Source organism: Pseudochrobactrum saccharolyticum, from assembly GCF_008801715.1.
Taxonomy (GTDB): Bacteria; Pseudomonadota; Alphaproteobacteria; order Rhizobiales; family Rhizobiaceae; genus Pseudochrobactrum; species Pseudochrobactrum saccharolyticum.
On record NZ_VZPG01000001.1, the window covers coordinates 897,539 to 919,523 of the forward strand.

Sequence of the window (21,985 nt, forward strand, 5' to 3'; positions counted from 1 at the left end):
AAACAGTTGCAAGGCGGATGCCGGTGCCTCTCACCAGCCGAATTTCCCGCAGCCTTCATACTACAGATGCATTCTAATTAATCATTGTTACGATTGCTTCAAGGGGGGAATCCGATTTTCAGCCGAAAAAAGGCATATTTTGAACATGATTGCTTTTTCAAAAGTGGATTTCAGCACTCGTTATTCATAAAGGGAGATCGGCGTACCATTCGGCACCAGCGACCAGATCTCCTGCATTTCGCTGTTTGTCACCGCCACACAGCCATCTGTCCAGTCCCAGAGATGATGGATCGCTCCGAGAGCACTCCAGCCATTCGGCAGACCATGGATCATAATATTGCCGCCCGGAGATACATTCGCCTCTTTGGCTTTGGCTGCATCCTGCTCATTGGGATAGGAAATATGCAGACTGAGATGTGCCATGGAACGCGGATTGCGCCAGTCGATCACATAATCGCCGACCGGCGTTTTCTGATCGCCTTCCTGTAATTTATGCCCTACCGGTGCGCCTCCCAATGCAATGCGATAGATGCGTAAGATTTCATCACCGCGCAGCAATTGCAGTTCACGATCACCTTTGCGCACGATGATTTTATCCGCCTGCTGCTCAACGGCAGCCATGGCCGGTGCAGTGCCGGAGCCGACACGCCCCAGCACTTTCGTATAGCCATAGGCTGATGCCGGTAAAGCTATGGCCACCAGCAATAGTGCAATCAGATATTTTCTACGTTTTGAGCTCATAACACCCGTTTGCAAGCTTTAAGATCAGGAAGCGATTAACTGCTTCAGAACCTGCAAAGGATGCTGAATTTGCGTCTTTTCCATGATCTCAACCTGTGAACGACAGGAAAAACCTGTGGCCATAACAATTTGTTCGCGCCCATGGGTCTGCATTTTCTGTCGCCAGCTCAAATCATAGATGTTTTCTGACAGTGCGCGATTGCGCAATTCATGGCCGAAAGTACCGGCCATACCGCAACAACCGCTTTCGCCAATCACCATATTGATGCCGAAATGTTTGAAGATCGCTGCCCATGCCGCAATTGTCGGCGTGGCATTGGTCTTCTCAGTACAATGCGGCAGCAGCATATAGTTCTGTGCGGCACGCTCGAGCGACGGCTTAGTATCGGATGCAATCTGCCCCAGATGCTGCGCCAGCCATTCCTGCGGCAGCTTCACATCCGGCACGGTTTCATTCGGCAGCGCCGAGCGATATTCACTGCGATAGGTCAGCGTCATCGACGGATCAAGCCCGACCAGCGGCACACCGCTTTTGGCAAGGCTGTTGAGATACAGACTGGTATTGCGTGCCGTGCGGGTGAAAGACTTCAGATAGCCATGCACATGCTGCGCTTTACCATTTGGCTTCAGCTCAGCCAGATAAGGTGTGAAGCCAAGCGCCTTCAGCAAATCCAGCACATCCAGCAGCAATTTTGTATCGAAGAAGCTCGTGAAACTGTCCTGCACCAGAATAACCGCTTTGGCTTTCTGCTCTGCGCTCAGATTGTTCAGCACATTTGCATCCGCCATCTGAATATTGCGGGCACGCAGTTCTTTAGTCAGGCTCACATCACTCAATGACGGCAAGGCTGTGAGGCCGACCTGTTTCATGCCCCAGCGGCCAAGACCACTACCCATCACACCATTATAAAGCCTGCCGGTTTTGGCAACCAGCGGCATCATATGTTCGATTGAGGCAATCAGCGGATCTTTCAGCGGACGCAGATAGCGGCTGTAATAAAGCTCAAGGAATTTGGAGCGGAAGGCCGGAACATTGACCTTGACCGGACATTGCCCTGCACAGGCCTTACAGGCAAGGCAGGTATCCATCGCATCGCGCACCTGATGGGAAAAGTCATCACGGTTTTTCGAGCCAAGACTATTGCCGATGCGGCCAAGCAAACCGCTCCACAGCGGTTTATTCCGCAGCGCCTGTGCCGAGCGGCGCGGATCAATGCCCTTTTCGCTCAGCAGGCGCAGCCACTCACGGATCAGCGAAGCACGACCTTTCGGAGAATAGCGCCGGTCGCCGCTGCCTTTGAAAGACGGGCACATCGCGGAATCTGTATTGAAATCAAAACAAGCGCCGTTACCGTTGCAATAAGGCGCATTGTCATAAGCATTGCGCACATCCGCAGGGATGATACGATCTTTCTGGCCGCGGAAGGCCAGCTCGTCAATCTTGGTCAGCGGCTGATCATCGGGCGTGGCAATCTTACCGGCATTGAGCTGATTATATGGATCGAAAGCCGCTTTGATACGTTGCAATTGCGGATAAAGCGGGCCGAAAAACTCCGGCACATATTCTGAGCGCACGCCTTTGCCGTGCTCACCCCACAACACACCGCCATATTTGAGCGTCAGCGCCACCACCGCATCGGAGATACGGCGGATCATAACTTCTTGTGTAGGATCGGACAGATCAAGCGCGGGACGCACATGCAGCACACCGGCATCGACATGGCCGAACATGCCGTAATCCAGCCCTTCACCATCGAGAAGCGCACGAAATTCAAGGATATAATCGGCCAGATTTTCCGGCGGCACCGCCGTATCTTCCACAAATGCCACCGGACGGCGTGCGCCTTCAACATTGCCGAGCAGACCAACGGCGCGTTTGCGCATTGTCCAAATGGCTTCAATATCATCCGGCTTTTCTGTGGTGGTAAAACCGTGACGGCCGCTTTGCGGAGAATCCGCCAGAGACTGGCTGACAAAACGGATTTTCTCTGCCAGTTCCTCGGCGCTGTCGGCCAGCACTTCGGCAATGTTGATACCGTCAGTGCGCTTGCCATCCTCTGACGGAAAATAATCCGCAATCCGGTTCCAGATAATATCGCCGCGCGCCAGCGACAGTACTTTAGCGTCCACTGTCTCAACCGATGCTACCTGCAATCCGGTGAGGAAACGGGCATCGCGCAGTGCGGTGTTGAAATCGTCATAACGGATATTGATCAGCGCTGCGAAACGCGGGATCGGCAGCAGATTGAGATCAGCCTCGGCGATCAGTGCCAATGTTCCTTCCGCGCCACACAGCAGAGAATTGAGATTAAGCCCGCCGTCATCCTCGCGTAAATGCGCCAGATCATAACCGGTCAGAAAGCGGTTGAGCTTTGGGAAGGTCTGATCGATCAGATCGCGATTGTCGCGCTCGATCTCATCAATCAGCCGATAGATTGCACCGCTGCGATTATCCGGTTTCTGTAAGTCTTGTAACTCGGCTTTTGAAACCGGTCTGGTGTTCAGCTCACTGCCATCCATCAAAACGGCACGTAAGCCCAAAACATGATTGGAGGTTTTGCCATAAAGGCACGAGCCCTGCCCGCAGGCATCGGTATTGATCATACCGCCGATGGTGGCGCGGTTAGATGTAGAAAGCTCCGGCGCGAAGAACAGACCATAGGGTTTCAGCGCTTTGTTGAGCTGATCTTTGACCACTCCACTCTGCACACGGGCAATGCGTTTTTCCGGATCGATCGAGAGAATACGGTTCATATAACGTGAGGTATCGACCACAACCCCGTCGGTCAGCGATTGGCCATTGGTGCCGGTGCCGCCGCCGCGCATAGCCATTTTTAGATGCCGGAATTCTTGCCTTTGGAGAAGTCGCGCAATTTGCTGCAAATCTTCAAACCCGCGCGGATAGATCACGCCTATTGGGCGCACCTGATACACAGAATTGTCGGTTGCATAAACGGTGGTCGTGGCCGCGCTGAATTCAATATCACCGCCAAAGCTGCTCAGCCGCAACGCATCATAGAAATCCAACGGCTCCGGTTTTGCCAGAACGTCTGCCTGTAGGAATGGTATCACGCAATTCTCTCCGCATTTGCCGGTTGCATCGCGCCGCAAGCAACCCGTCTTTCGCAAATGTCATAGCGTTTTCAGCCGCTCTTTCCAATCATGCGCAGCCGTCTACTTTGTCACGCATTGGCATGAAGTCATGCGAATTATCTTATATAGCTTTATTCTGCGGCATTGAGCTGGCCGTTAAACGGGACAAACAGGGCAGAATCTGCAAGAAAGCCTGTTCCAAACTCTCATAACCGGTGCTCCTATGGCAAAAAACATCCATTCCATGATCCGCGTGCTTGATGAAGCCCGCTCCCTTGCATTCTACAAAACCGCCTTTGGCTTGGAGATTGCAGACCGTCTTGATTTTCAGGCTTTCACGCTTGTTTACCTGAGCAATGCGGAAAGCGAGTTTGAACTTGAACTGACGATCAACAAAGACCGCACTGAACCTTACAATCTGGGTGACGGCTACGGCCATCTGGCGGTATCCGTCTCTGACCTTGATGCGGAACATGCCCGTCTTGAACAAGCCGGTCTCAATCCGGGCAAGCTGATTGAATTCAAACCGGATGGTGTGCTGGTCGGCCGTTTCTTCTTCATTACCGATCCGGACGGTTACAAGATCGAGGTTTTGCAGCGCGGCGGCCGTTTCAAATAAATATGAAACGCTTGGCATGAGCCTACCTGTATAGCTTTGTCGCAGCGACGCTAACACCAGCCTTGCTGCGGCAAAATTCAGCTAAAATCCAGCGCAGATACAATGATTTAATCAAGGTGTAATTATGCGCATGTCTGCCAAAATGATTATTGGTCTCTCTCTTCTCTCAGGCCTCGCTGTAACCTATCCGGCATTTGCGGAAGGTGACGCTGATAAAGGCAAAAAAGTTTTTGCAAAATGCATGGCCTGTCACACAATTGAAGAAGAGAAAAACCGCGTCGGCCCGCATCTGGTGAATATTCTTGACCGTAAAACCGCAACGGTTGAAGGGTTTAAATATTCTCCGGCCATGATCAAAGCCGGTGAAGAAGGCATGGTCTGGGATGAAGCCACGTTGACTTCTTATCTGACCGCGCCGAAACAATTTATTCCCGGCAACAAAATGATCTTTGTCGGTCTGAAAAAGCCGGAAGATATCAGCAATCTGATTGCCTATATCCGCTCCAAATCAGCGCAATAAAACAAAAGGCCGGTGAATTTCACCGGCCTTCTATTTAACTTATTTTTTTGTCACTTCTGCGAAAGCCTCGTCCAGAACATTCAGCAGATGATCGGCATTGGCCTTGCTGAAGATCATTGGCGGACGCATTTTCAGCACATTATCAAACGGACCTTCTGTCCCCATCAGAATCCCGCGACGGCGGGCGACATTGCACACGGCGCGCGCAATATTGGTTGCCGGTTCTTTGGTATAACGGTCATTGACCAGTTCAATACCAAGGAACAAGCCAAGGCCGCGCACATCGCCGATCACTTCATAACGGTTCTGCATTTCACGGAATGAATCCATCAGATAATTGCCGATTGTCAGCGCATTACCGCGCAGGTTCTGGCTCTCGATCACATCCAAAACGGCAAGGCCAACGGCACAGGACACCGGATTACCACCGAATGTGTTGAAATATTCCATGCCATTATTGAAGCTGTCTGCGATTTCACGGGTGGTGACCATCGCTGCCATCGGATGACCGTCACCGATCGGCTTGCCCATGGTCACGATATCCGGTGTCACATCCTGCGTTTCAAATGCCCACCAATGGCTGCCGACACGGCCGAAACCGACCTGCACTTCATCAGCGATACAGATACCACCGGCATCGCGGATCATCTTGTAGACTTCTTTAAGGTAGCCATCAGGCATGAAGACCTGACCGGCCACACTCGGAATGGATTCCGCAATGAAGAAGCCCGGGCCTTCGCCTTTTGCCTGCATAAGCGCAATCTGCTCGGCCACGCTTTCCGCATAGAGCTTGGCGTGATCTTCAGGCGCCCAGTCTTTTGGTGCGCGATAGCTGTCCGGCACTTTTGCCACATAAACATGAGGCTTGGCACCTTTGCCGCCCTTGCGGTTGAACTTATACGGGCTGATATCAATCAGCTCCTGCGTCGTGCCATGATAAGACCAATCGAGTACAACCGCATTTTCACGTCCCGTATGCACACCCATCATGCGCAGTGCCAGACTGTTGGCTTCCGAACCGCTATTGGTGAAACCGGCAACTGTGAGATTATCCGGCAAAGTGGCGGTCAGGCGCTCTGCATAGGCAACAATATTATCATGCAGATAGCGGGTATTGGTGTTGAGCGTTGAGGCCTGTTTGGCCATCGCTTCCACCACTGCCGGATGGGCATGACCGATATGGCAGACATTGTTGAAGCAATCGAGATAGGCGCGGCCTTTATGGTCAATCAGCCAGACGCCGTCGCCGCGCACAAATTTGATCGGGTCCTCATAGGAGATCGACAGGTTCGGCAGCAGCATCTCGCGGCGCATGGCCACGATTTCTTCCTTGCTGCGGCCGGACTGCTGATAGAATTCCTCGGCCATACCGGCAAAATTGCGGGCATCAGGGAACAGCTCTGCCCAGATATCGAGATAAGCTTCTTCGCCCACGCCGATAATATCCATCGCTGTCAGACGGATATCGGTACAAATCTGCAAATGCAGATGCGGTGCCCAATGGCCGTTTTCGGTTTCATCGCCCATGTAAGCGACAAGATCACCCGCTTTCAGAACATCACCTGCTTTGAGACGATTGCCTGCCTCATGCGCCAGATGCCCCCAGAGCGAGATGAATGGGGCGCAGCCTTCAGGACGGTGCTCCAGAGTAATCAGGCAGCCATAGCCGAGCGGATCCGGCTCAATATCCACGCTGCGGACAATCGCATCAAGCGGTGTATAAAGCGGTGTGCCGGAAGCCATGAACAGATCAAGCCCCAGATGATAGGTGCGGCGCTTGCCCTTAACCAGCTTGGATTCAAACATCGTACCGGCATAGACCGTGCGCTCTTCACCCCACGGGCCGATACCGACTTCCGTGCCGGTAACAGCGCAATGTTCTTCCCACATTGCCTGCGCAATGACCGGCTGTTCTTCTGCCGATTTGATCGTCATCGGATGGGTAGGATCACCGTAAGGTACCAGTTCTGCCGGATAGGCAGCCACCGGCTTATCCAGCAATGGCAGCAGTTTTGAACGGTTGTTTTTCAGCCAGCTGACCGTTGCAGATGCACCGGAAACCGCATCAAAGCCGCAGGCCTTGCGCAGAATTGCCGTTGCAAACAGCGGTTCCATCCGGTCGAGCTTGCGCAGGAAATCCCATGCCGGTTTTTCACTGATAGCCAGATACGGATTGTCTTCGGCCTCAGCGTGACGCGAGGCGGAAATCGTGACCGAGGTAACCAGACGCATAGCGATTAAATCATAGAGCAGGTTCAGCTCTTCTTCACGCAGCGGGTAATATTTGTGGAAGCCTTTAGCGATAGCGGCAGCGGCACTGATCGGTGCATCATGATCCAGACCGGCATAAGCAGCAGCAATCGCGACTTCTGCAATCACCGGCGTATAAAGTGCATCACCGAAATCAATCAGACCGGCAATCACATCATGATTGTCATTGCCGACAAGCACATTCCAGTCATTAGCATCATTATGAATTACGCCGGAGCGTAAGGTGCCGAGCTTTGGTGCGACAAGTGTTTCAAAACGGGCAATGAAACGTTCCAGCAAGGCGCGGTCATCGGCATTTTTCACAAAATGCAACCGGTCTTTCGAGCGGCCTGCATTTGTCATGTCCCAGTCGAGATCACGCAAAGCACCGGCATGCATGAAGCCCTGTAAGGCCGCATCGAACTGGCCGAGCAATTCACCTAAGCCCTCCAGCGCCTGCAATGAGCGGGCGGATTCTGCCAGTGGCAGACCATCAACCCAACCGACTAAGCGGATATTATGCACATCGCCATTGGCGGAAAGCGTGTCCGCAAGACTGTCGCCTTTGAGCGTCGGCACGATATGCGGCACCGGCAGGTGACCGGCATGGTCACGGATGTGGTTGAGCAATGCCGTCTGAAAACGGCTTTCCACCACCGGCTCGGACGCATTTATAATCTTCAGAATGAAGATTTTACCGTCTGCTGTCACGACCTTATAATTCTGGTCGCGCTCGCTGTTGAGCGGCGACAGATCACCACTCAGACCATAATGGGTCTTGAGCAGAGAAGCGGCATCGGTGAGTGAATATTGCGGCGCGGTATCAAGCATGACTGTTCCGTTTTATGAGCCTGTCCCTGAGACAGGCATTGCATCTTATGCGGACAGATTTGCACAACATAGAAAGATGCGCATCAGACAAAGTGCCGGTTGCACCGGCACTTTGTTTCAAGTAACCGTCACTTTGCCGGTGAGGTTTTTCATCGTAAAAACCATGCAGTTTCAGAGGGGAAATGATGCAGGATATTGACGCAACGGATCAGAAAATTCTGACCATTCTGTCTCAGGAAGCCCGCATTCCGATGAAAACGCTTGCAGGGCGCGTCGGACTATCCCGAAGTGCCACCAGCGAGCGCGTGGTTCGTCTTGAAAAGAATGGCGTAATCCGCGGTTACCGCGCCGATATCGGCCTGCTCGATGATGCGGCCTTACAGGCTTTTCTGATGATTACGCTGAAACGCACGCCGAGCATTTCCATTCTCGATATTCTCGCCGGATTACCGGCCGTGCGCAAAGTCTCGTCGGTCAGCGGCCAGCTTGATCTGGTGGTGGAAGTGGAAGTAGCATCCATCAATGCCCTGAACGAAATCCGTAATAAAATTGCTGAAATCGAGAATGTGGAAGACCTGACCACCAGTATCGTGCTGCGCCGCGAAATCCTGCGCGATAAATAACGTTTCTGCCCAAAATGATCCTGACAGGAGGATACTCTCCATGGAAAAACGCAACACCAATCCGCTGCATATTGCGCAAAACTGGTTTGAACAGGGGCGCAAGCTGGCTCTGGTTACCGTGCTTTCTGTCTGGGGTTCTGCACCGCGCCCTGCGGGCAGTCATCTGATCTGCGATGATCAGGGTAATTTTGAAGGCTCGGTCTCCGGCGGCTGCATTGAGGCGGAAGTGATTGCACAAGCCTTAGACGTACTGGTAACCGGACAAGCCCGTGATCTGTCTTTTGGTATCAGCGATGAAACGGCATGGTCTGCGGGATTATCCTGCGGCGGCACGATCCGTCTGCTGATTGCGCCCTATGATGCAGCCATGCATGACGTGGTAACACAGATTGTACAGGCGCAGACGAAGCGTCAGTGTATTACCAGCCGCACTGAGCTTGCAACCGGACAGATCACACTGATCCCGGCACCGGATAATGCCAAGATCACACAACTCGATGAAACCGGCTTTATTCAGACATACCGCCCGCAACCGCATATTGTGGTGACCGGTGCGGTACATATAGCGCAAGCGCTGGCACAAATGGCGCAAATTACCGGCTATGGACTGAGCATCATTGATCCGCGCAGTGGTTTTGCCACAGCGGAACGCTTCCCGTCTGTACAGCTACATGAAACATGGCCGGAAGAATTTTTCAAAACCAATCAACCGGATAGCTTTACGGCGCTTGTTGCGCTCAGCCACATTCCGCATCTCGATGATCCGGCACTCACTGCCGCCCTGAAAAGCGATTGCTTCTATATAGGCGCTCTCGGCAGTCGAAAAACCCATGCCAAACGGCTGGAGCGTTTAACAGCAGCAGGGTTTGAAGCGACAAATTTAGAGCGTATCCATGCGCCGATCGGATTAGCGATCAGCGCACAGGAACCGGCAGAGATTGCCGTGGCCATTCTGGCAGAGATTATTCAGGCCTATCGCAAGGCCTGAATTGTAAACACTTAGCCGACACTCAGGCGCAAACGTCCGTCGCCGTCCTGCATGATGCCTAAATTGATAAAGTCGCGGAACTCAACATTGCCGCCTGTCACCACGTGACTATGGGTTTCGCTGATCACCACAACATCAGAATCCGCAGCTTTACCCGCAGCAATACCGGCCGGTGCATCTTCAAAAACCAGACAATCGGCAGCATCAAAGCCAAGACGCTGCGCACCAAGACGATAACCGGACGGATCAGGCTTGCCAGCACTCACATCTTCCGCCACGACGATGGTTTCCGGCATCGGCAAACCAGCCGCAGCCAGACGGGCTTCCGCCAGTTCACGCGGCGCGGAGGTGACAATCGTCCAGCGGTCAGCAGGCAGACTGGCGATAAAATCTTTTGCACCGGCAATAGCGCGAATACCGGCAAAGTCCTGCATTTCTTCAGCCAGAAAAGCGGCTGCAATCGCTGCCGGATCAAGATGAGGCATATTCAGCATTTTGATAACGTCAACAACGCGGATGCCATGTACTTTTTTGAGCAGTTCCGGCCCGTCTACCCCGTGTTCCGCAGCCCATTCCAGCCAGATCCGCTCTACAACAGGAATGGAATTGACCAATGTTCCGTCCATATCAAACAGGAAACCGGAATAGGAATTCAGAAATACAGAATTATCGCGCTGCTTCACTTTCAGGTCCTTTTTAGCCAAGGGATAAACGGGGCAAACAAACAGACAAAGCACATAGAACTCCAGCCCTCTACAAATATCATGCTTTGCAGGAGCAGGTAGCGCACTATTACACCATATTGTTACAAAACAAACATTTATAATGTTTTGATCGCAACAAAATAACGAATAGTGATTTCGCGCCGAGGATATAGCCCGAACGTTGAATACGGAAATGAATTTAATCGATTTGGGAAAAGAAAAAGGCCGCGCGGGGGAGGAGATGCGCGGCCTGATTATGGATGCGGTTGGGAGGAGGAGTACCGCATTCCGTCATCGGGTCCAATTGGGAGGAGGAGAACGAACCCGATAGGCAGACTTATAACGGCAGGAGAAAAAACCGACAATAAACAATAATGCATAACAGTCATGCAGCATTGCAAGGCAGAGTGAAACCGTTATGCGCAGCACGCACGAAAGAACTGCAGCAGCGACAACATTCTGTGGCGGCGCGATGAAAACCAGTGTCGGTTAACCCGACTCAGTTTGCAGTGATTTTGTCCGGCTTCACGGGATTATTGAGGCTACAAATCGTACTGAAATCTCATATTTATCGAAACATTCAGCAATTATTGAAATTACAGATACTTCAAAAAATACAGTATAAAAGTAAAATTTATAAAAATCATAGAGTTAAAATCAATATTTATAAAATTACATGTCGAGAAATATCAGATTTTTAAAACCAGCAGTAACAGAAAACAGCTAATACCATCATTTTCGTGCAATTCAAATCTTTTTATATTCAGTATTGCAGTATTTCTCATTCAGATCATAATAAATCCATTAAGAAGATATCGGAGGAGACCCGCAATGTATGATGGTGTACCCGCTCAATGGCAAAAGCCTGCCGATCAGATGAGAAACCGCACCGATGATGCGGCCTATGTATTTCTGGGAATTTTTCTAGCCGGTCTGGCTGTCCCGGCTGCATTTCTTATCTGGGCAATTGCGACAAGCCTGACATCAGTCTTCGGCTGAAACAGCAGAAAAGGAGCCCTCCGGCACCCGAAATCCGATCCTGCATTTTCCGGCAGTCATATCTGTATAAGAACAGCTAAAAAAGATGCGCTTTGTGCCCCTTGCCTCAACCGATGCAATTGTGCGGCATTGAAAGCCGAAGCTGACCGGAAAAGACTGAAACGGCCATATGCACCTTGCAGCATATGGCCGTTTTTTTATGCATCACGCGTATTTTTACCGGCATAGCGTAAATGATTAATCAGATCGATACGGGTGATAAGCCCGATAAAATCCGCACCATTCACAATCAGCGCCACTTCATCACGGTCAAAGAAACTCTGCAATGCACTCAATGGTGAGTCCACCTGTAAGACACGCGGTTGCGGGGTCATTGCCGATGAAACCTGAGCCGCAAAGCGCGACCAGCGCCCTTCCGACGGGCCCTCTACGGCCTTCAGGATGTCGCTTTCGTCAATAATTCCGACAAGCCTGCCACCATCCAGCACAGGTAATTGCGAGACAGCATTGCGCCGCATCCGCCCATAGGCCTCAAGCAGACTTTCATCCGGTGCGGTTACTTCCACCGCACCATCCTGATGGCGCCGCGAGATCAGATCCTCCAGATTGCCCTGCACTGCGCGCTCACTCAGATGCCGCTCGCGCAGCCAGTTATCATCAAACATTTTTGACAAGTATTTGGAGCCGCTGTCACAAATCAGCGTCACCACATTTTTAGGCTCCGTCTGCTCGCGGCAATATTGCAGAGCTGCAGCCAACAAAGTACCGGACGATGCTCCGGCCAGAATACCCTCGCGTAAAAGCAGATCACGGGCGGCCTGAACAGATTGCCGGTCGGATATTGTATAAGCACGGCTGACAAGAGAGAGATCGGCATTATCGGGAATGTAGTCCTGCCCTATCCCCTCCACCGACCATTGACCGGCTTGTGCCAACTGCCTTGTCGCGATGAATGGTGCCAGAACCGAACCTTCAGGATCAGCAAGTATGATTTGCGTCTGCGGAGAAACCGAGCGGAAATAACGCCCAAGCCCCGTCAGCGTACCGCCGGAGCCTACCCCGACGATTACCGCATCAATCTTATGACCGGTTTGCTCCCAGATTTCCGGCCCTGTTGCAGTTTCATGCGCCCGCGGATTAGCAGGATTGGAAAACTGATCGGCAAAAAATGCATCCGGAGTTTCCTCTGCGATACGCCGCGCCAGATTTTGATAATGTTCCGGATGGTTCTTATCCACATCTGAACGTGTCAGCCGGACATCTGCCCCTAAAGCACGCAAATGGCGGATTTTTTCCTTGGACATTTTATCCGGAATAGCCAGAATCAACCGGTAGCCGCGCAGTGCCGCAACCTGCGCCAGACCAAGCCCTGTATTACCGGCTGTTGCTTCAACAATTGTACCGCCTGCACGCAACTGACCTGATTGTTCTGCCGCGGAAATAATGCTCAGAGCAACCCTGTCCTTGATAGAACCGGAAGGGTTCTGGCTCTCCAGTTTCGCAAATAAGCGGCATGGCTCGGTGTCAAATCCGCTGAGTTCGACAAGCGGTGTCCGGCCGATCAATTGTAAAACTGACGGGAATACACTTGCAAATCGCATTGCGATGGGCTCCTTTACAGCTCATAATGCTGTGTAAGACCCGATATATCTGCGGATTTATCAAGTCGGCCTATGTCATTGAAACTTTAAAGAGCATAGTGCTTCACCAGCACATCAGAAGACATATTATTTTATCTTACCGTCATTAAGCTAAGATTTTTTACTTATATAAGAGGCTTACAGGTTTGTTGTTTCGCACAATGTCAAAGACAGAAAAATTATTGCATAAAGAAGACGATGCCCGCAGTGCCGGTTATCCCATGACTGGTCTTGTATTTCATACAGCCAAATCAATCAGACATATTGCCTGATAAAGAATTTACGTTTACGTCAATGGAAAGATCATGTCTGATATTGATATCGGCATAATCTTGGTTAAGTTGTTGGCAGACGGGTTTTAGCGAGGAAGACCCGATACACCGGAAACTTTCCGGAAGCATATGCCGGCACAACAGGAATTCTGGGAGGCAGAATGACACGTTCGAGTGATGGGAATGCCAAGGCCGGTGCAACAAAAAGCGCCGCAAAGAAAACCGGAACCACGGCGGCCAAAACAGCCGCAACAAAGCCGGTCAAAGAATCCGCTCCGAAAAGCACAGCAGCGAAAGCTAAGACCGCAACAGCCACCAAGGCCGAACCGGCAAAGACTGCAGTAAAAACATCTGCGGCACCGAAAAAATCTCCGGCAAAAAAAGCTGCCACACCGGGGACAACAAACATTGCGGCTCCGACTGTTGCAGAGGCCAAAAAGCCTGCCAAAACGACTGCAGCAAAGCCTGCAACCAATACCACGGCGACAAAGCCTGCAACTAACACCACGGCAGGAAAGCCTGCCGGCAAAACAAAAACTGCTGCGGTAAAACCGGCAGCAAAAGCAGCGGAAACCAAAACCGCCCCGAAAGCTGGCACCACGAAGCCTGCTGCTAAAGCCGCTACCAAAGTTGCAAAAGCCGAACCAGAAGTAAAAATTGCTGACAAAGCACCGGAACCAGTGGTGACACCAGTTGCCAAACCGGTAAAAACAGCCAGCCCCTATGATGCCAAGCCATGGCTCAGCAATTATCCGCAAGGGGTAGCGCACGCGCTTGACCCGTCCGCTTATCAGTCGATCACCGATCTGATCCTCACATCCTGCAAGAAATATGGCGACCGCCCTGCTTTCACCTGCATGGACAAATCTCTGTCCTATAAAGAGCTGGATGAAAAATCGGCCGCTCTGGCAGCATGGCTGCAATCACGCGGACTGGTCAAAGGCGACCGCGTGGCCGTGATGATGCCGAATGTGCTGCAATATCCGGTTGCGATTACCGCTATTTTGCGCGCAGGGCTGGTGGTTGTGAATGTCAATCCGCTCTACACGCCGCGCGAGCTGGAACATCAGCTCAATGATGCCGGTGCCAAAGCAATTATTATTCTCGAAAACTTTGCCCATACTCTGGAAAAAGTCCTGCCAAATTCATCGGTCAAGCATGTGGTTGTCGCCTCTATGGGCGACATGCACGGGCTTAAAGGTGCGATTATCAATTTCGTCGTGCGCCGTGTTAAGAAAATGGTGCCTGCATGGAATATTCCGGCGCATAACAGCTTTAAGTCTGTCCTCGCCAGCGGTGCAAAACTGACATTCAAACCGGTGGTGATTGCACCGGATGATCTGGCTTTTCTGCAATATACAGGCGGCACAACCGGCATTTCCAAAGGTGCCATGCTCATGCACAGCAATATTCTTGCCAATGTGGAGCAGATGCGCCTGTGGCTGGACGTGGCTTTCCAGCATAAAGGCCGGCCGGAGCATATCAATTATATCTGCGCATTGCCGCTCTATCATATTTTTGCCCTGACCGTGAATGCGATGATGGGTATTCAGCAGGGTGCCCGTAATCTGCTTATCCCAAATCCGCGGGATATTCCGGCTTTTGTGAAAGAGTTGCAAAAAGCACCGTTTCATATTTTCCCGGGGCTCAACACTTTGTTCAATGCCCTGATGGAAAATGCAGATTTCCGCAGACTGGATTTCAAGCCGCTTATCCTGACCCTTGGCGGCGGTATGGCAGTTCAGCGTCCTGTTGCCGAGCGCTGGGAGAAGATGACGGGCTGCCTGATTACTGAAGGTTACGGCCTTTCGGAAACCTCGCCTGTTGCCACGGCCAATGTGCTCAATGCAACGGAGTTTTCCGGCACTATCGGCCTGCCGGTACCGGGTTCTGATGTGGCGATCCGTGACGATGACGGCAATGATGTGCCGCTTGGTGAAGTAGGCGAAGTCTGTGTGCGTGGTCCGCAGGTCATGAAAGGCTATTGGAACCGGCCTGAGGAAACAGCCAAGGCTATTTTCCCTGACGGTTTCTTCCGCACCGGTGATATGGGCTTCATGAATGAAGGCGGTTTCACCAAAATTGTGGATCGCAAGAAGGATATGATCCTTGTCTCCGGCTTCAATGTCTATCCGAATGAGATTGAAGAAGTTGCAGCGGAACATCCGGGCGTTGTCGAGGCTGCTGCAATCGGTATTGCCAATGAACATTCCGGCGAAGTGGTAAAGCTGTTTGTGGTACGCCGTGATCCGGAGCTGACCGAAGAGGTGCTGAAAGCTTTCTGTGCCGAGCGGCTGACCAATTATAAGCGTCCGCGTATAATTGAATTCCGCGACAGTCTGCCGAAAAGCAATGTCGGTAAAATTCTGCGCCGCGAATTGCGCTAGAGCATTTCACAGTCAAGTTAGATCAACTTGATGCCCGTGATAATGAGACTAAACAGAAAAAAGGCCGGTGAAATCACCGGCCTTTAATGTTAAATATCAGCAGACATTACTTTCCGGCCAGATAGTCCGGCAAATCCGCAATAGACGGCAGCACAATATCAGCCAGCGGTTCAAGCACTTCACGCGGACTGTTGCCCGTCAGCACACCAACCGCCAGACCGGCTTTGGCAGCTCTGGCACATTCCATATCATGCGGATTGTCGCCAACCATCGCCACCTGCTCCGGTGCCACGCCGACTTCTGCCGCAAAATGCAGCAGCGGATCAGCATAAGGCTTGGCACGCGCTGCTGTGTCATAGCCGATAAAGCCGGAAAACAGATCACTGATACCGAGTGCAGCAGCTGTTGCCCGTGCACCGGCCTCAGAATCATTGGTCGCAATGCCTAAGATAAAACCGGCCGCTTTCAAGGTTTGCAGGGTCTGGCTCAATGCTTCAACAGCCACAGCCTGTTTGGCACCTTCCTCAACCCCGTAAACATCATATTCAGCGACGCGTGCACGGCGTTGCTCGTCTGTATCCTGCGGATGCCAGAGCGCAACAATATCCTCAACCGTTCCGGCGGCAATTGCAGAATTGGCGCGGAATTTCTCCGCCTGCCAGTCATAGCCACCGGCATCCAGCAGTGATTTCGCCAAAGCATCATCACCGGCAGCAGAGCGTCTGGCCAGTTCACAGGAGATGGAAAACCACGTCCTGTTAAAATCAACCAGCGTGCCGTCCTTGTCGAAAAGTATGGCACGGATGGTTTTTTCAGAGCCGGACGGCACTGCTACAGTTGCTGACATTATGCCTCCAGTGAACCGGCAGGTTTGCTTTGTGCCGATGGTTCATCGCCAATCAGCTTCATCACATCATCGCCGCGGCGCAGATAGCGCAGGCTGCGATAGGTTAAAACGCGACCGGCCTGCGGTGCGCAGAGCTTGATATCATGCTCCGGTTCACCCGGCACGGTGACAATCGTTGCCAGCAGATCGCCTTTTTTGACGATATCACCCAGCGCCACATGATATAGCACCATGCCGCCCTGCGGTGCGCGGATCATTTCCACACGGGAGAAAGGCGCGATCGGGCCGTTAAATGCCTCGCCGAGCTGGCTGGATGCATCTTCCACCACGCCGCGATGCACGAGGAAGCGATAGAGCCCTTCCGCATCGGCCAGACCGGTTGCCGGATCAACATCATTCAGACCACGAAACTCAACGGTTGTTACCGCACGGCGACGCATATCGCGCTCTTCTGCTTTCATATGCAGCAGCGGATTAACACAGGCCTCTTCAAAAGCCGCGCTAACGGTTGAATCACCGGCAAGAATTGCGGTCGAGCGCAGTGCTGTTGCCAGATCACGCAGATCTTCCGCATAATTTTCATGCACATAGAGATAGTTTTCGCTCTCATCATCGCAATGCAGATCGAGCACTATCTCATGCTTCAGCGCCATGCGAACCAGCATCGCCTTGATGCGCTTATCGATGGAAACCGGCGCATCAGGTTGCGGCAGTGCAGAAGTGTCGAAATCTTCCAGCAACGGGAAATTACGGTTGAAATTCACACCGGAGAAGAAATCAAAACGACCGAGATGCTGATGGCTCTGCCACTGATTGGAGGCCACAGGATTAGCCTGCGGGACAATCGTGATATCGCCTTTGATCCGGCCTTCCTCTTCCGCTTTACGCAGCATCGGAATCAGGAAATGCAGCGCAGCCTGCCCCGGCAATTCAGCACCATGCAATGATGACTGCAAATAAGCCGTCGGCGCGCTTGTATCTGTGCCTTCAAAACGCAGCACACGCATTTCCACCTGAATGCCCGGCACATCACCGGCAAACTGTATATGATCCGTTTTCATAAATGTCTTCCACCCATTGACCGCCGGACAGGTTTTCCAATCACCTCATTCCGGCGCTTACTCCATAAACCATTATCAACAAACACGAAAAACAGATGCTTGTCACGTATCGGCAAGCAGTTTTCAGTGTATGAGGATCAGGTTTTTACACCTGCGATGCCTGGTGCAGATGTGCAATCAGACCCTGTGTGGAGGCATCGCGGCCACCGGCATTTTGTTTTCCTGTAACGACATCCAGCAATTCTGTTGCCAGTTCTTTGCCAAGCTCCACACCCCATTGGTCAAATGCATTGATACCAAAGAGCTGCGCTTCCACAAAAACACGGTGTTCATAAAACGCGATCAGACGCCCAAGCGCAAAAGGTGTCAGCTTGTCATAGAGAATAGTGATCGACGGGCGATTGCCGGAGAAAACACGATGCGGGGCAATGCGCTCCACTTCCGCTTCCGGCAATTTACGCGCGCGCAACTGTGCCTGCGCCTCTTCCAGCGTACGGCCCTTCATCAGTGCCTCGCTCTGGGCAAAACAATTGGCGAGCAACATCTGATGCTGTTCCAGCAGTTCCGGCTCATGCGTATGCACTGCGATCATAAATTCCAGCGGAATTGTATCGGTTCCCTGATGCAAAAGCTGGAAGAAAGCATGCTGCCCGTTGGTGCCGGGTTCACCCCAGACCACAGGGCCGGTGACGCCGGAAACCGGTGTGCCGTCACGCTTCACGCTCTTGCCGTTGGATTCCATATCCAGCTGCTGCAAATAGGCCGGTAAACGCGCCAGATGCTGATCGTAAGGGATAATCGCGCGACTACCAAAACTGCAGATTTCACGATGCCAATAGCCGATCACACCCAGCATCATCGGCAGATTCTGCTCGAATGGCGCGGTACGGAAATGCTCATCCATTACATGGGCACCGGCGAGAAACTCTTTAAACCTATGCGCGCCGATCGCCAGCATGACCGGCAATCCGATGGACGACCACACGGAATAGCGCCCGCCAACCCAATCCCAGAAACCAAACACCCGCTCCGGCTGGATGCCGAAAGCGGCAACCTTATCCAGCGCCGTCGAAACAGCCACGAAATGCGCACCGACAGCCTCTTCCCCCAGAGCATCGGCCACCCATTTGCGGGCGGTTTTCGCATTGGTCATAGTTTCAATCGTGGTGAAGGTTTTGGACGCGATGATAATCAGCGTGGTTTCGGGGTCAAGATCGCGCAGCGTATCGGCAATATGCGCCGGATCAATATTGGAAACGAAATGGGTATTCGGCCCGTCATGATACGGTGTCAGCGCGAGTGTTGCCATCACCGGTCCAAGGTCTGAACCACCGATACCGATATTCACCACATCGGTGATGGTGCGCCCTGTGGCACCCGCCAGATCACCGGCACGGATTGCCTCACTGAAAAGGCTCATACGGTGCAGCACATCCTGCACCTGCGGCACGACATTTTCACCGTCTGTGACAATCACATCATCCGGTTTTGCCCGCAGGGCTACATGGAGAACGGCACGGTTCTCGGTGCTGTTGATCGGCTCGCCGGCAAACATGGCATCGCGCTGGCCTTCGACATTACAGGCCACGGCCAGATCTTTGAGCAATGCCATTGTCTCGTCATTGACACGGCATTTTGACCAGTCAAGCAGCAAATCATCCAGTTTGAGGGAGTAGCGCTCAAAACGCTGCGGATCTGCGGTAAAGGCCTCACGCATATTCTGCTTTTGCGCAACTGTCTGCCAATGTGCTTTCAAGGCTGTCACACCTGCCGCAATTGCCGCTTCATTCCATGCCATGCCAACCACTCCCGGGTAAAGAATAACTGCTTCTCAATACAACCTATAACACTTTAGAGCATTTCCGCTTTAAGCTTCATTATCAGAAATGCTCTATCCTCAGCTGTACGCATTAACCTACGCAAAACCGGTTCCCGCTTTTGCTGGTAATGCTTTAGATATGAACCGATTGAAGTGTTTTAAGGGCATGATAAATAAAAACAAAATTCAGACGTTGTTTTCTTGTGATTGAAACCGATATCATTAACAAGATAGCGGGTTAAAAATATTCTGCACTACATAAATTTAAAAGGATAGATATGGATCTGACCGGCGAAGAACGCATTCAGGCACCAAGACAGGCTGTTTGGGATGCGATGAATGATGTGGACGTTCTCAAGCCCTGTATTCCGGGTTGCGAGACCTTGGAGCGGCTCTCGGAAACTGACATTCAGGCGGCTATTCTTGTTAATCTCAGCCTCATCAAAATCCGCTTTCACGGCTTGCTGATCCTCTCCAATCTCAACCCGCCATTTTCCTATACGATCAGCGGCGAAGGTCAGGGTTCGATTGCCGGTTTCGCGGCAGGAAGTGCTGATGTGGAACTGATCGAAGAAAGCCCTGATGTGACCATTCTGCGCTATACGATCAATGGTGATGCAGGCGGTAAAATTGCCCAGCTCGGCACCAAACTGCTCGGCAATACGGCACGCAAAATAGCTGACCGGTTTTTCGCCAATATCGGCGAAGCCGCAGCACAGAATATACGCCAAGGCAGTGCATAACTCAGGTGTATTTTATGAGTATATTTGTCATATTTTGACCATCTGATAAAAAATTTGACCTTCCGCAAAAATCTGTCATGCTGAGTCTACAGAAGCCAAAAGCACACAAAGCAAAAAAGTGCTCTGCTCTGACAGATTGCGGAACCGGCGTATAATAAGGGAACCACGCCGCTTCCCCACCATGCAGCAATGAACCAATGCGGGACGCGCATCAACATGCGTTCTGAGACAGTATTTGCATAACCGGATTTTGCTTGGCGCAACTGCGCGAACAGCCGTCCGGCACCTCTGACATTGATTTTAAGCACCAGATCGCTTGTCTTAACTGCGACTGTGCCGGGAGGAGTGACAGGAGCATGAGTGACCAGCATTCGCATGACAGGCACAATAATACAGCAGCGGATATCCGGCCGAACCGCCTTGATAATTATCAGGATGTGTTTGCTGATCTGCATCCGCCGCTCGACAAACATGAAGCACTGGTAGAAGCAGACCGCTGCTATTTCTGCTATGATGCGCCATGTATGACGGCCTGCCCGACCCATATTGATATTCCGCAATTCATTCGCCAGATCGCAGGCGGCAATCCGCAGGGCGCCGCGCGCACGATTTTGAGTGAAAATATTCTCGGCGGCATGTGCGCCCGTGTCTGCCCGACGGAAACCCTGTGCGAAGAAGCCTGCGTGCGTGAAGCCGCAGAAGGCAAGCCCGTACGTATCGGTCTATTGCAGCGTCATGCCACCGACCATCTGATGGAAAGCGGGGTTCACCCCTTCACCCGTGCGCCGGTTACCGGTAAAAGCGTGGCGGTTGTCGGCGCGGGTCCTGCCGGTCTTGCCTGCGCCCATGCACTGGCACGCGAAGGCCATACGGTGACGATTTTTGAAGCCCGCCCGAAAGGCGGCGGCCTCAACGAATATGGTATCGCCTCTTATAAGAGCGTCGATAATTTTGCTGCCCGTGAGTTGGAATTCATTCTGAAAATCGGTGGCATCACTATTGAAACCGGCAAAGCGCTCGGCAAAGATATTCAGCTGGATGCCTTACGCTCCGGCTATGATGCGGTGTTTCTGGGGCTTGGCCTTGGCGGCACAAACCGACTGCATATTGCCGGTGAAGATGCCGAGAATGTGCTGGATGCCGTGCGCACCATTGCAGAGTTACGTCAAAGCTCTGACCTTTCCCGCCTGAATATCGGCAAAAATATAGTCGTCATCGGTGGTGGTATGACAGCCATTGATATTGCTATTCAGATCAAACGACTGGGCGCAGAGAATGTGACGCTGGCCTATCGCCGTGACCGCGAACATATGAATGCCAGCCTCTATGAACAGCAACTGGCGCAGACCGAAGGTGTGGTGATCCGTGATTGCCTGCAACCGGAGGAAATTCTGCTCAACGATCAGGGGCAGGCAATTGCGATCCGCTTTGCCCAGACCGAGCAGCGCGAAGGCAAACTGGTTGCCACCGGTGCTACACTCACCTTAGCCGCCGATCAGATTTACAAAGCCATCGGCCAAAAACTCGACGGCCAGGGCCTTGGTGCCAGTGGCATGGAAATGAGTGGCGGGCGGATTAAAGTCGACACTGAAAACCGTACCAGTGTGAAAGGCATCTGGGCTGGCGGCGATTGTGTGGCAGGCGGTCAGGATCTGACTGTTGCCTCGGTGCAAGACGGCAAGATCGCCGCGCAATCCATCCATCAGCATCTGATGCAATTGCCGGAAGCCGTGAGCGGCTTTGCCGAGGCCGTGCTGGCAGCCAATCGCAAAGATCTGCCGAGCCTCCATCCGCACGCACCATCGGTGCACAACCACACGACCTCATCTTCGGCAAAGGATCACTGAC

General features: G+C 52.2%; 16 protein-coding genes. 8 read left to right on the top strand and 8 right to left on the bottom strand.

From position 1 onward, the window contains the following. Window positions 1-180: 180 nt before the first annotated feature. Together F7P81_RS04080 and ydiJ are read right to left on the bottom strand one after the other, a co-directional pair. Entirely contained in the window at window positions 181-741 is a 561-nt protein-coding gene (locus F7P81_RS04080) for a L,D-transpeptidase family protein (protein WP_151158652.1), read from the bottom strand. A 24-nt stretch (window positions 742-765) separates the two neighbouring features. After that, on the bottom strand, window positions 766-3,813 hold the full coding sequence (gene ydiJ / locus F7P81_RS04085) for a D-2-hydroxyglutarate dehydrogenase YdiJ (RefSeq protein ID WP_151158653.1): 3,048 nt from the start codon (window positions 3,811-3,813) through the stop codon (window positions 766-768). Between the two features lie 244 nt (window positions 3,814-4,057). On the opposite strand from ydiJ, the gene F7P81_RS04090 reads away from it, so the two are divergent. Further along, the gene (locus tag F7P81_RS04090; RefSeq protein WP_022710320.1) at window positions 4,058-4,453 is read left to right on the top strand and encodes a VOC family protein; all 396 of its coding nucleotides are present in this window, start codon (window positions 4,058-4,060) and stop codon (window positions 4,451-4,453) included. 124 nt (window positions 4,454-4,577) lie between these two features. Then, window positions 4,578-4,973 carry a c-type cytochrome gene (locus F7P81_RS04095; protein ID WP_075654138.1) on the top strand — a complete coding sequence of 132 codons (396 nt, stop codon included), beginning with the start codon at window positions 4,578-4,580 and terminating at the stop codon, window positions 4,971-4,973. A 39-nt stretch (window positions 4,974-5,012) separates the two neighbouring features. On the opposite strand, the gene F7P81_RS04100 is transcribed toward F7P81_RS04095, so the two are convergent. Continuing rightward, window positions 5,013-8,054, bottom strand: coding sequence for an aminotransferase class III-fold pyridoxal phosphate-dependent enzyme (locus F7P81_RS04100; protein WP_151158654.1), 3,042 nt, complete (start codon window positions 8,052-8,054; stop codon window positions 5,013-5,015). 185 nt (window positions 8,055-8,239) lie between these two features. On the opposite strand from F7P81_RS04100, the gene F7P81_RS04105 reads away from it, so the two are divergent. Then, on the top strand, window positions 8,240-8,677 hold the full coding sequence (locus tag F7P81_RS04105; RefSeq protein ID WP_151158971.1) for an Lrp/AsnC family transcriptional regulator: 438 nt from the start codon (window positions 8,240-8,242) through the stop codon (window positions 8,675-8,677). 40 nt (window positions 8,678-8,717) lie between these two features. Next, window positions 8,718-9,665, top strand: a complete 948-nt coding sequence (locus F7P81_RS04110; RefSeq protein ID WP_151158655.1) for an XdhC family protein — start codon at window positions 8,718-8,720, stop codon at window positions 9,663-9,665. An 11-nt stretch (window positions 9,666-9,676) separates the two neighbouring features. On the opposite strand, the gene F7P81_RS04115 is transcribed toward F7P81_RS04110, so the two are convergent. Beyond that, complete coding sequence (locus tag F7P81_RS04115) at window positions 9,677-10,348, bottom strand: HAD-IA family hydrolase (RefSeq protein WP_225686108.1); 672 nt, start codon at window positions 10,346-10,348, stop codon at window positions 9,677-9,679. An 852-nt stretch (window positions 10,349-11,200) separates the two neighbouring features. On the opposite strand from F7P81_RS04115, the gene F7P81_RS17020 reads away from it, so the two are divergent. Then, a complete protein-coding gene (locus tag F7P81_RS17020) occupies window positions 11,201-11,368 on the top strand; it encodes a hypothetical protein (RefSeq protein ID WP_022712226.1) in 168 nt (55 codons plus the stop codon). Window positions 11,369-11,565: 197 nt separating this feature from the next. Here the strand turns inward: F7P81_RS17020 and F7P81_RS04120 are convergent, their stop codons facing one another. After that, a complete protein-coding gene (locus F7P81_RS04120; RefSeq protein WP_151158656.1) occupies window positions 11,566-12,969 on the bottom strand; it encodes a pyridoxal-phosphate dependent enzyme in 1,404 nt (467 codons plus the stop codon). Window positions 12,970-13,441: 472 nt separating this feature from the next. On the opposite strand from F7P81_RS04120, the gene F7P81_RS04125 reads away from it, so the two are divergent. After that, window positions 13,442-15,667 (top strand): long-chain-fatty-acid--CoA ligase, encoded by a 2,226-nt coding sequence (locus F7P81_RS04125; protein WP_151158657.1) that lies wholly within the window; start codon window positions 13,442-13,444, stop codon window positions 15,665-15,667. Between the two features lie 106 nt (window positions 15,668-15,773). On the opposite strand, the gene F7P81_RS04130 is transcribed toward F7P81_RS04125, so the two are convergent. From F7P81_RS04130 to pgi, 3 genes are all read right to left on the bottom strand, one after another. Next, complete coding sequence (locus F7P81_RS04130) at window positions 15,774-16,514, bottom strand: HAD family hydrolase (protein ID WP_116086393.1); 741 nt, start codon at window positions 16,512-16,514, stop codon at window positions 15,774-15,776. Next, on the bottom strand, window positions 16,514-17,575 hold the full coding sequence (locus tag F7P81_RS04135) for a succinylglutamate desuccinylase/aspartoacylase family protein (RefSeq protein ID WP_075654131.1): 1,062 nt from the start codon (window positions 17,573-17,575) through the stop codon (window positions 16,514-16,516). Before F7P81_RS04135 ends, F7P81_RS04130 begins: the two co-directional genes overlap by 1 nt. Window positions 17,576-17,720: 145 nt before the next feature. Further along, window positions 17,721-19,373 carry a glucose-6-phosphate isomerase gene (pgi, locus tag F7P81_RS04140; RefSeq protein WP_075654130.1) on the bottom strand — a complete coding sequence of 551 codons (1,653 nt, stop codon included), beginning with the start codon at window positions 19,371-19,373 and terminating at the stop codon, window positions 17,721-17,723. Window positions 19,374-19,672: 299 nt separating this feature from the next. Between pgi and F7P81_RS04145 the strand changes: the two genes are divergently transcribed. Further along, a complete protein-coding gene (locus tag F7P81_RS04145) occupies window positions 19,673-20,137 on the top strand; it encodes an SRPBCC family protein (protein WP_022710560.1) in 465 nt (154 codons plus the stop codon). A 356-nt stretch (window positions 20,138-20,493) separates the two neighbouring features. Then, on the top strand, window positions 20,494-21,984 hold the full coding sequence (locus tag F7P81_RS04150) for an NAD(P)-dependent oxidoreductase (RefSeq protein ID WP_151158658.1): 1,491 nt from the start codon (window positions 20,494-20,496) through the stop codon (window positions 21,982-21,984). Window position 21,985: the final 1 nt, after the last annotated feature.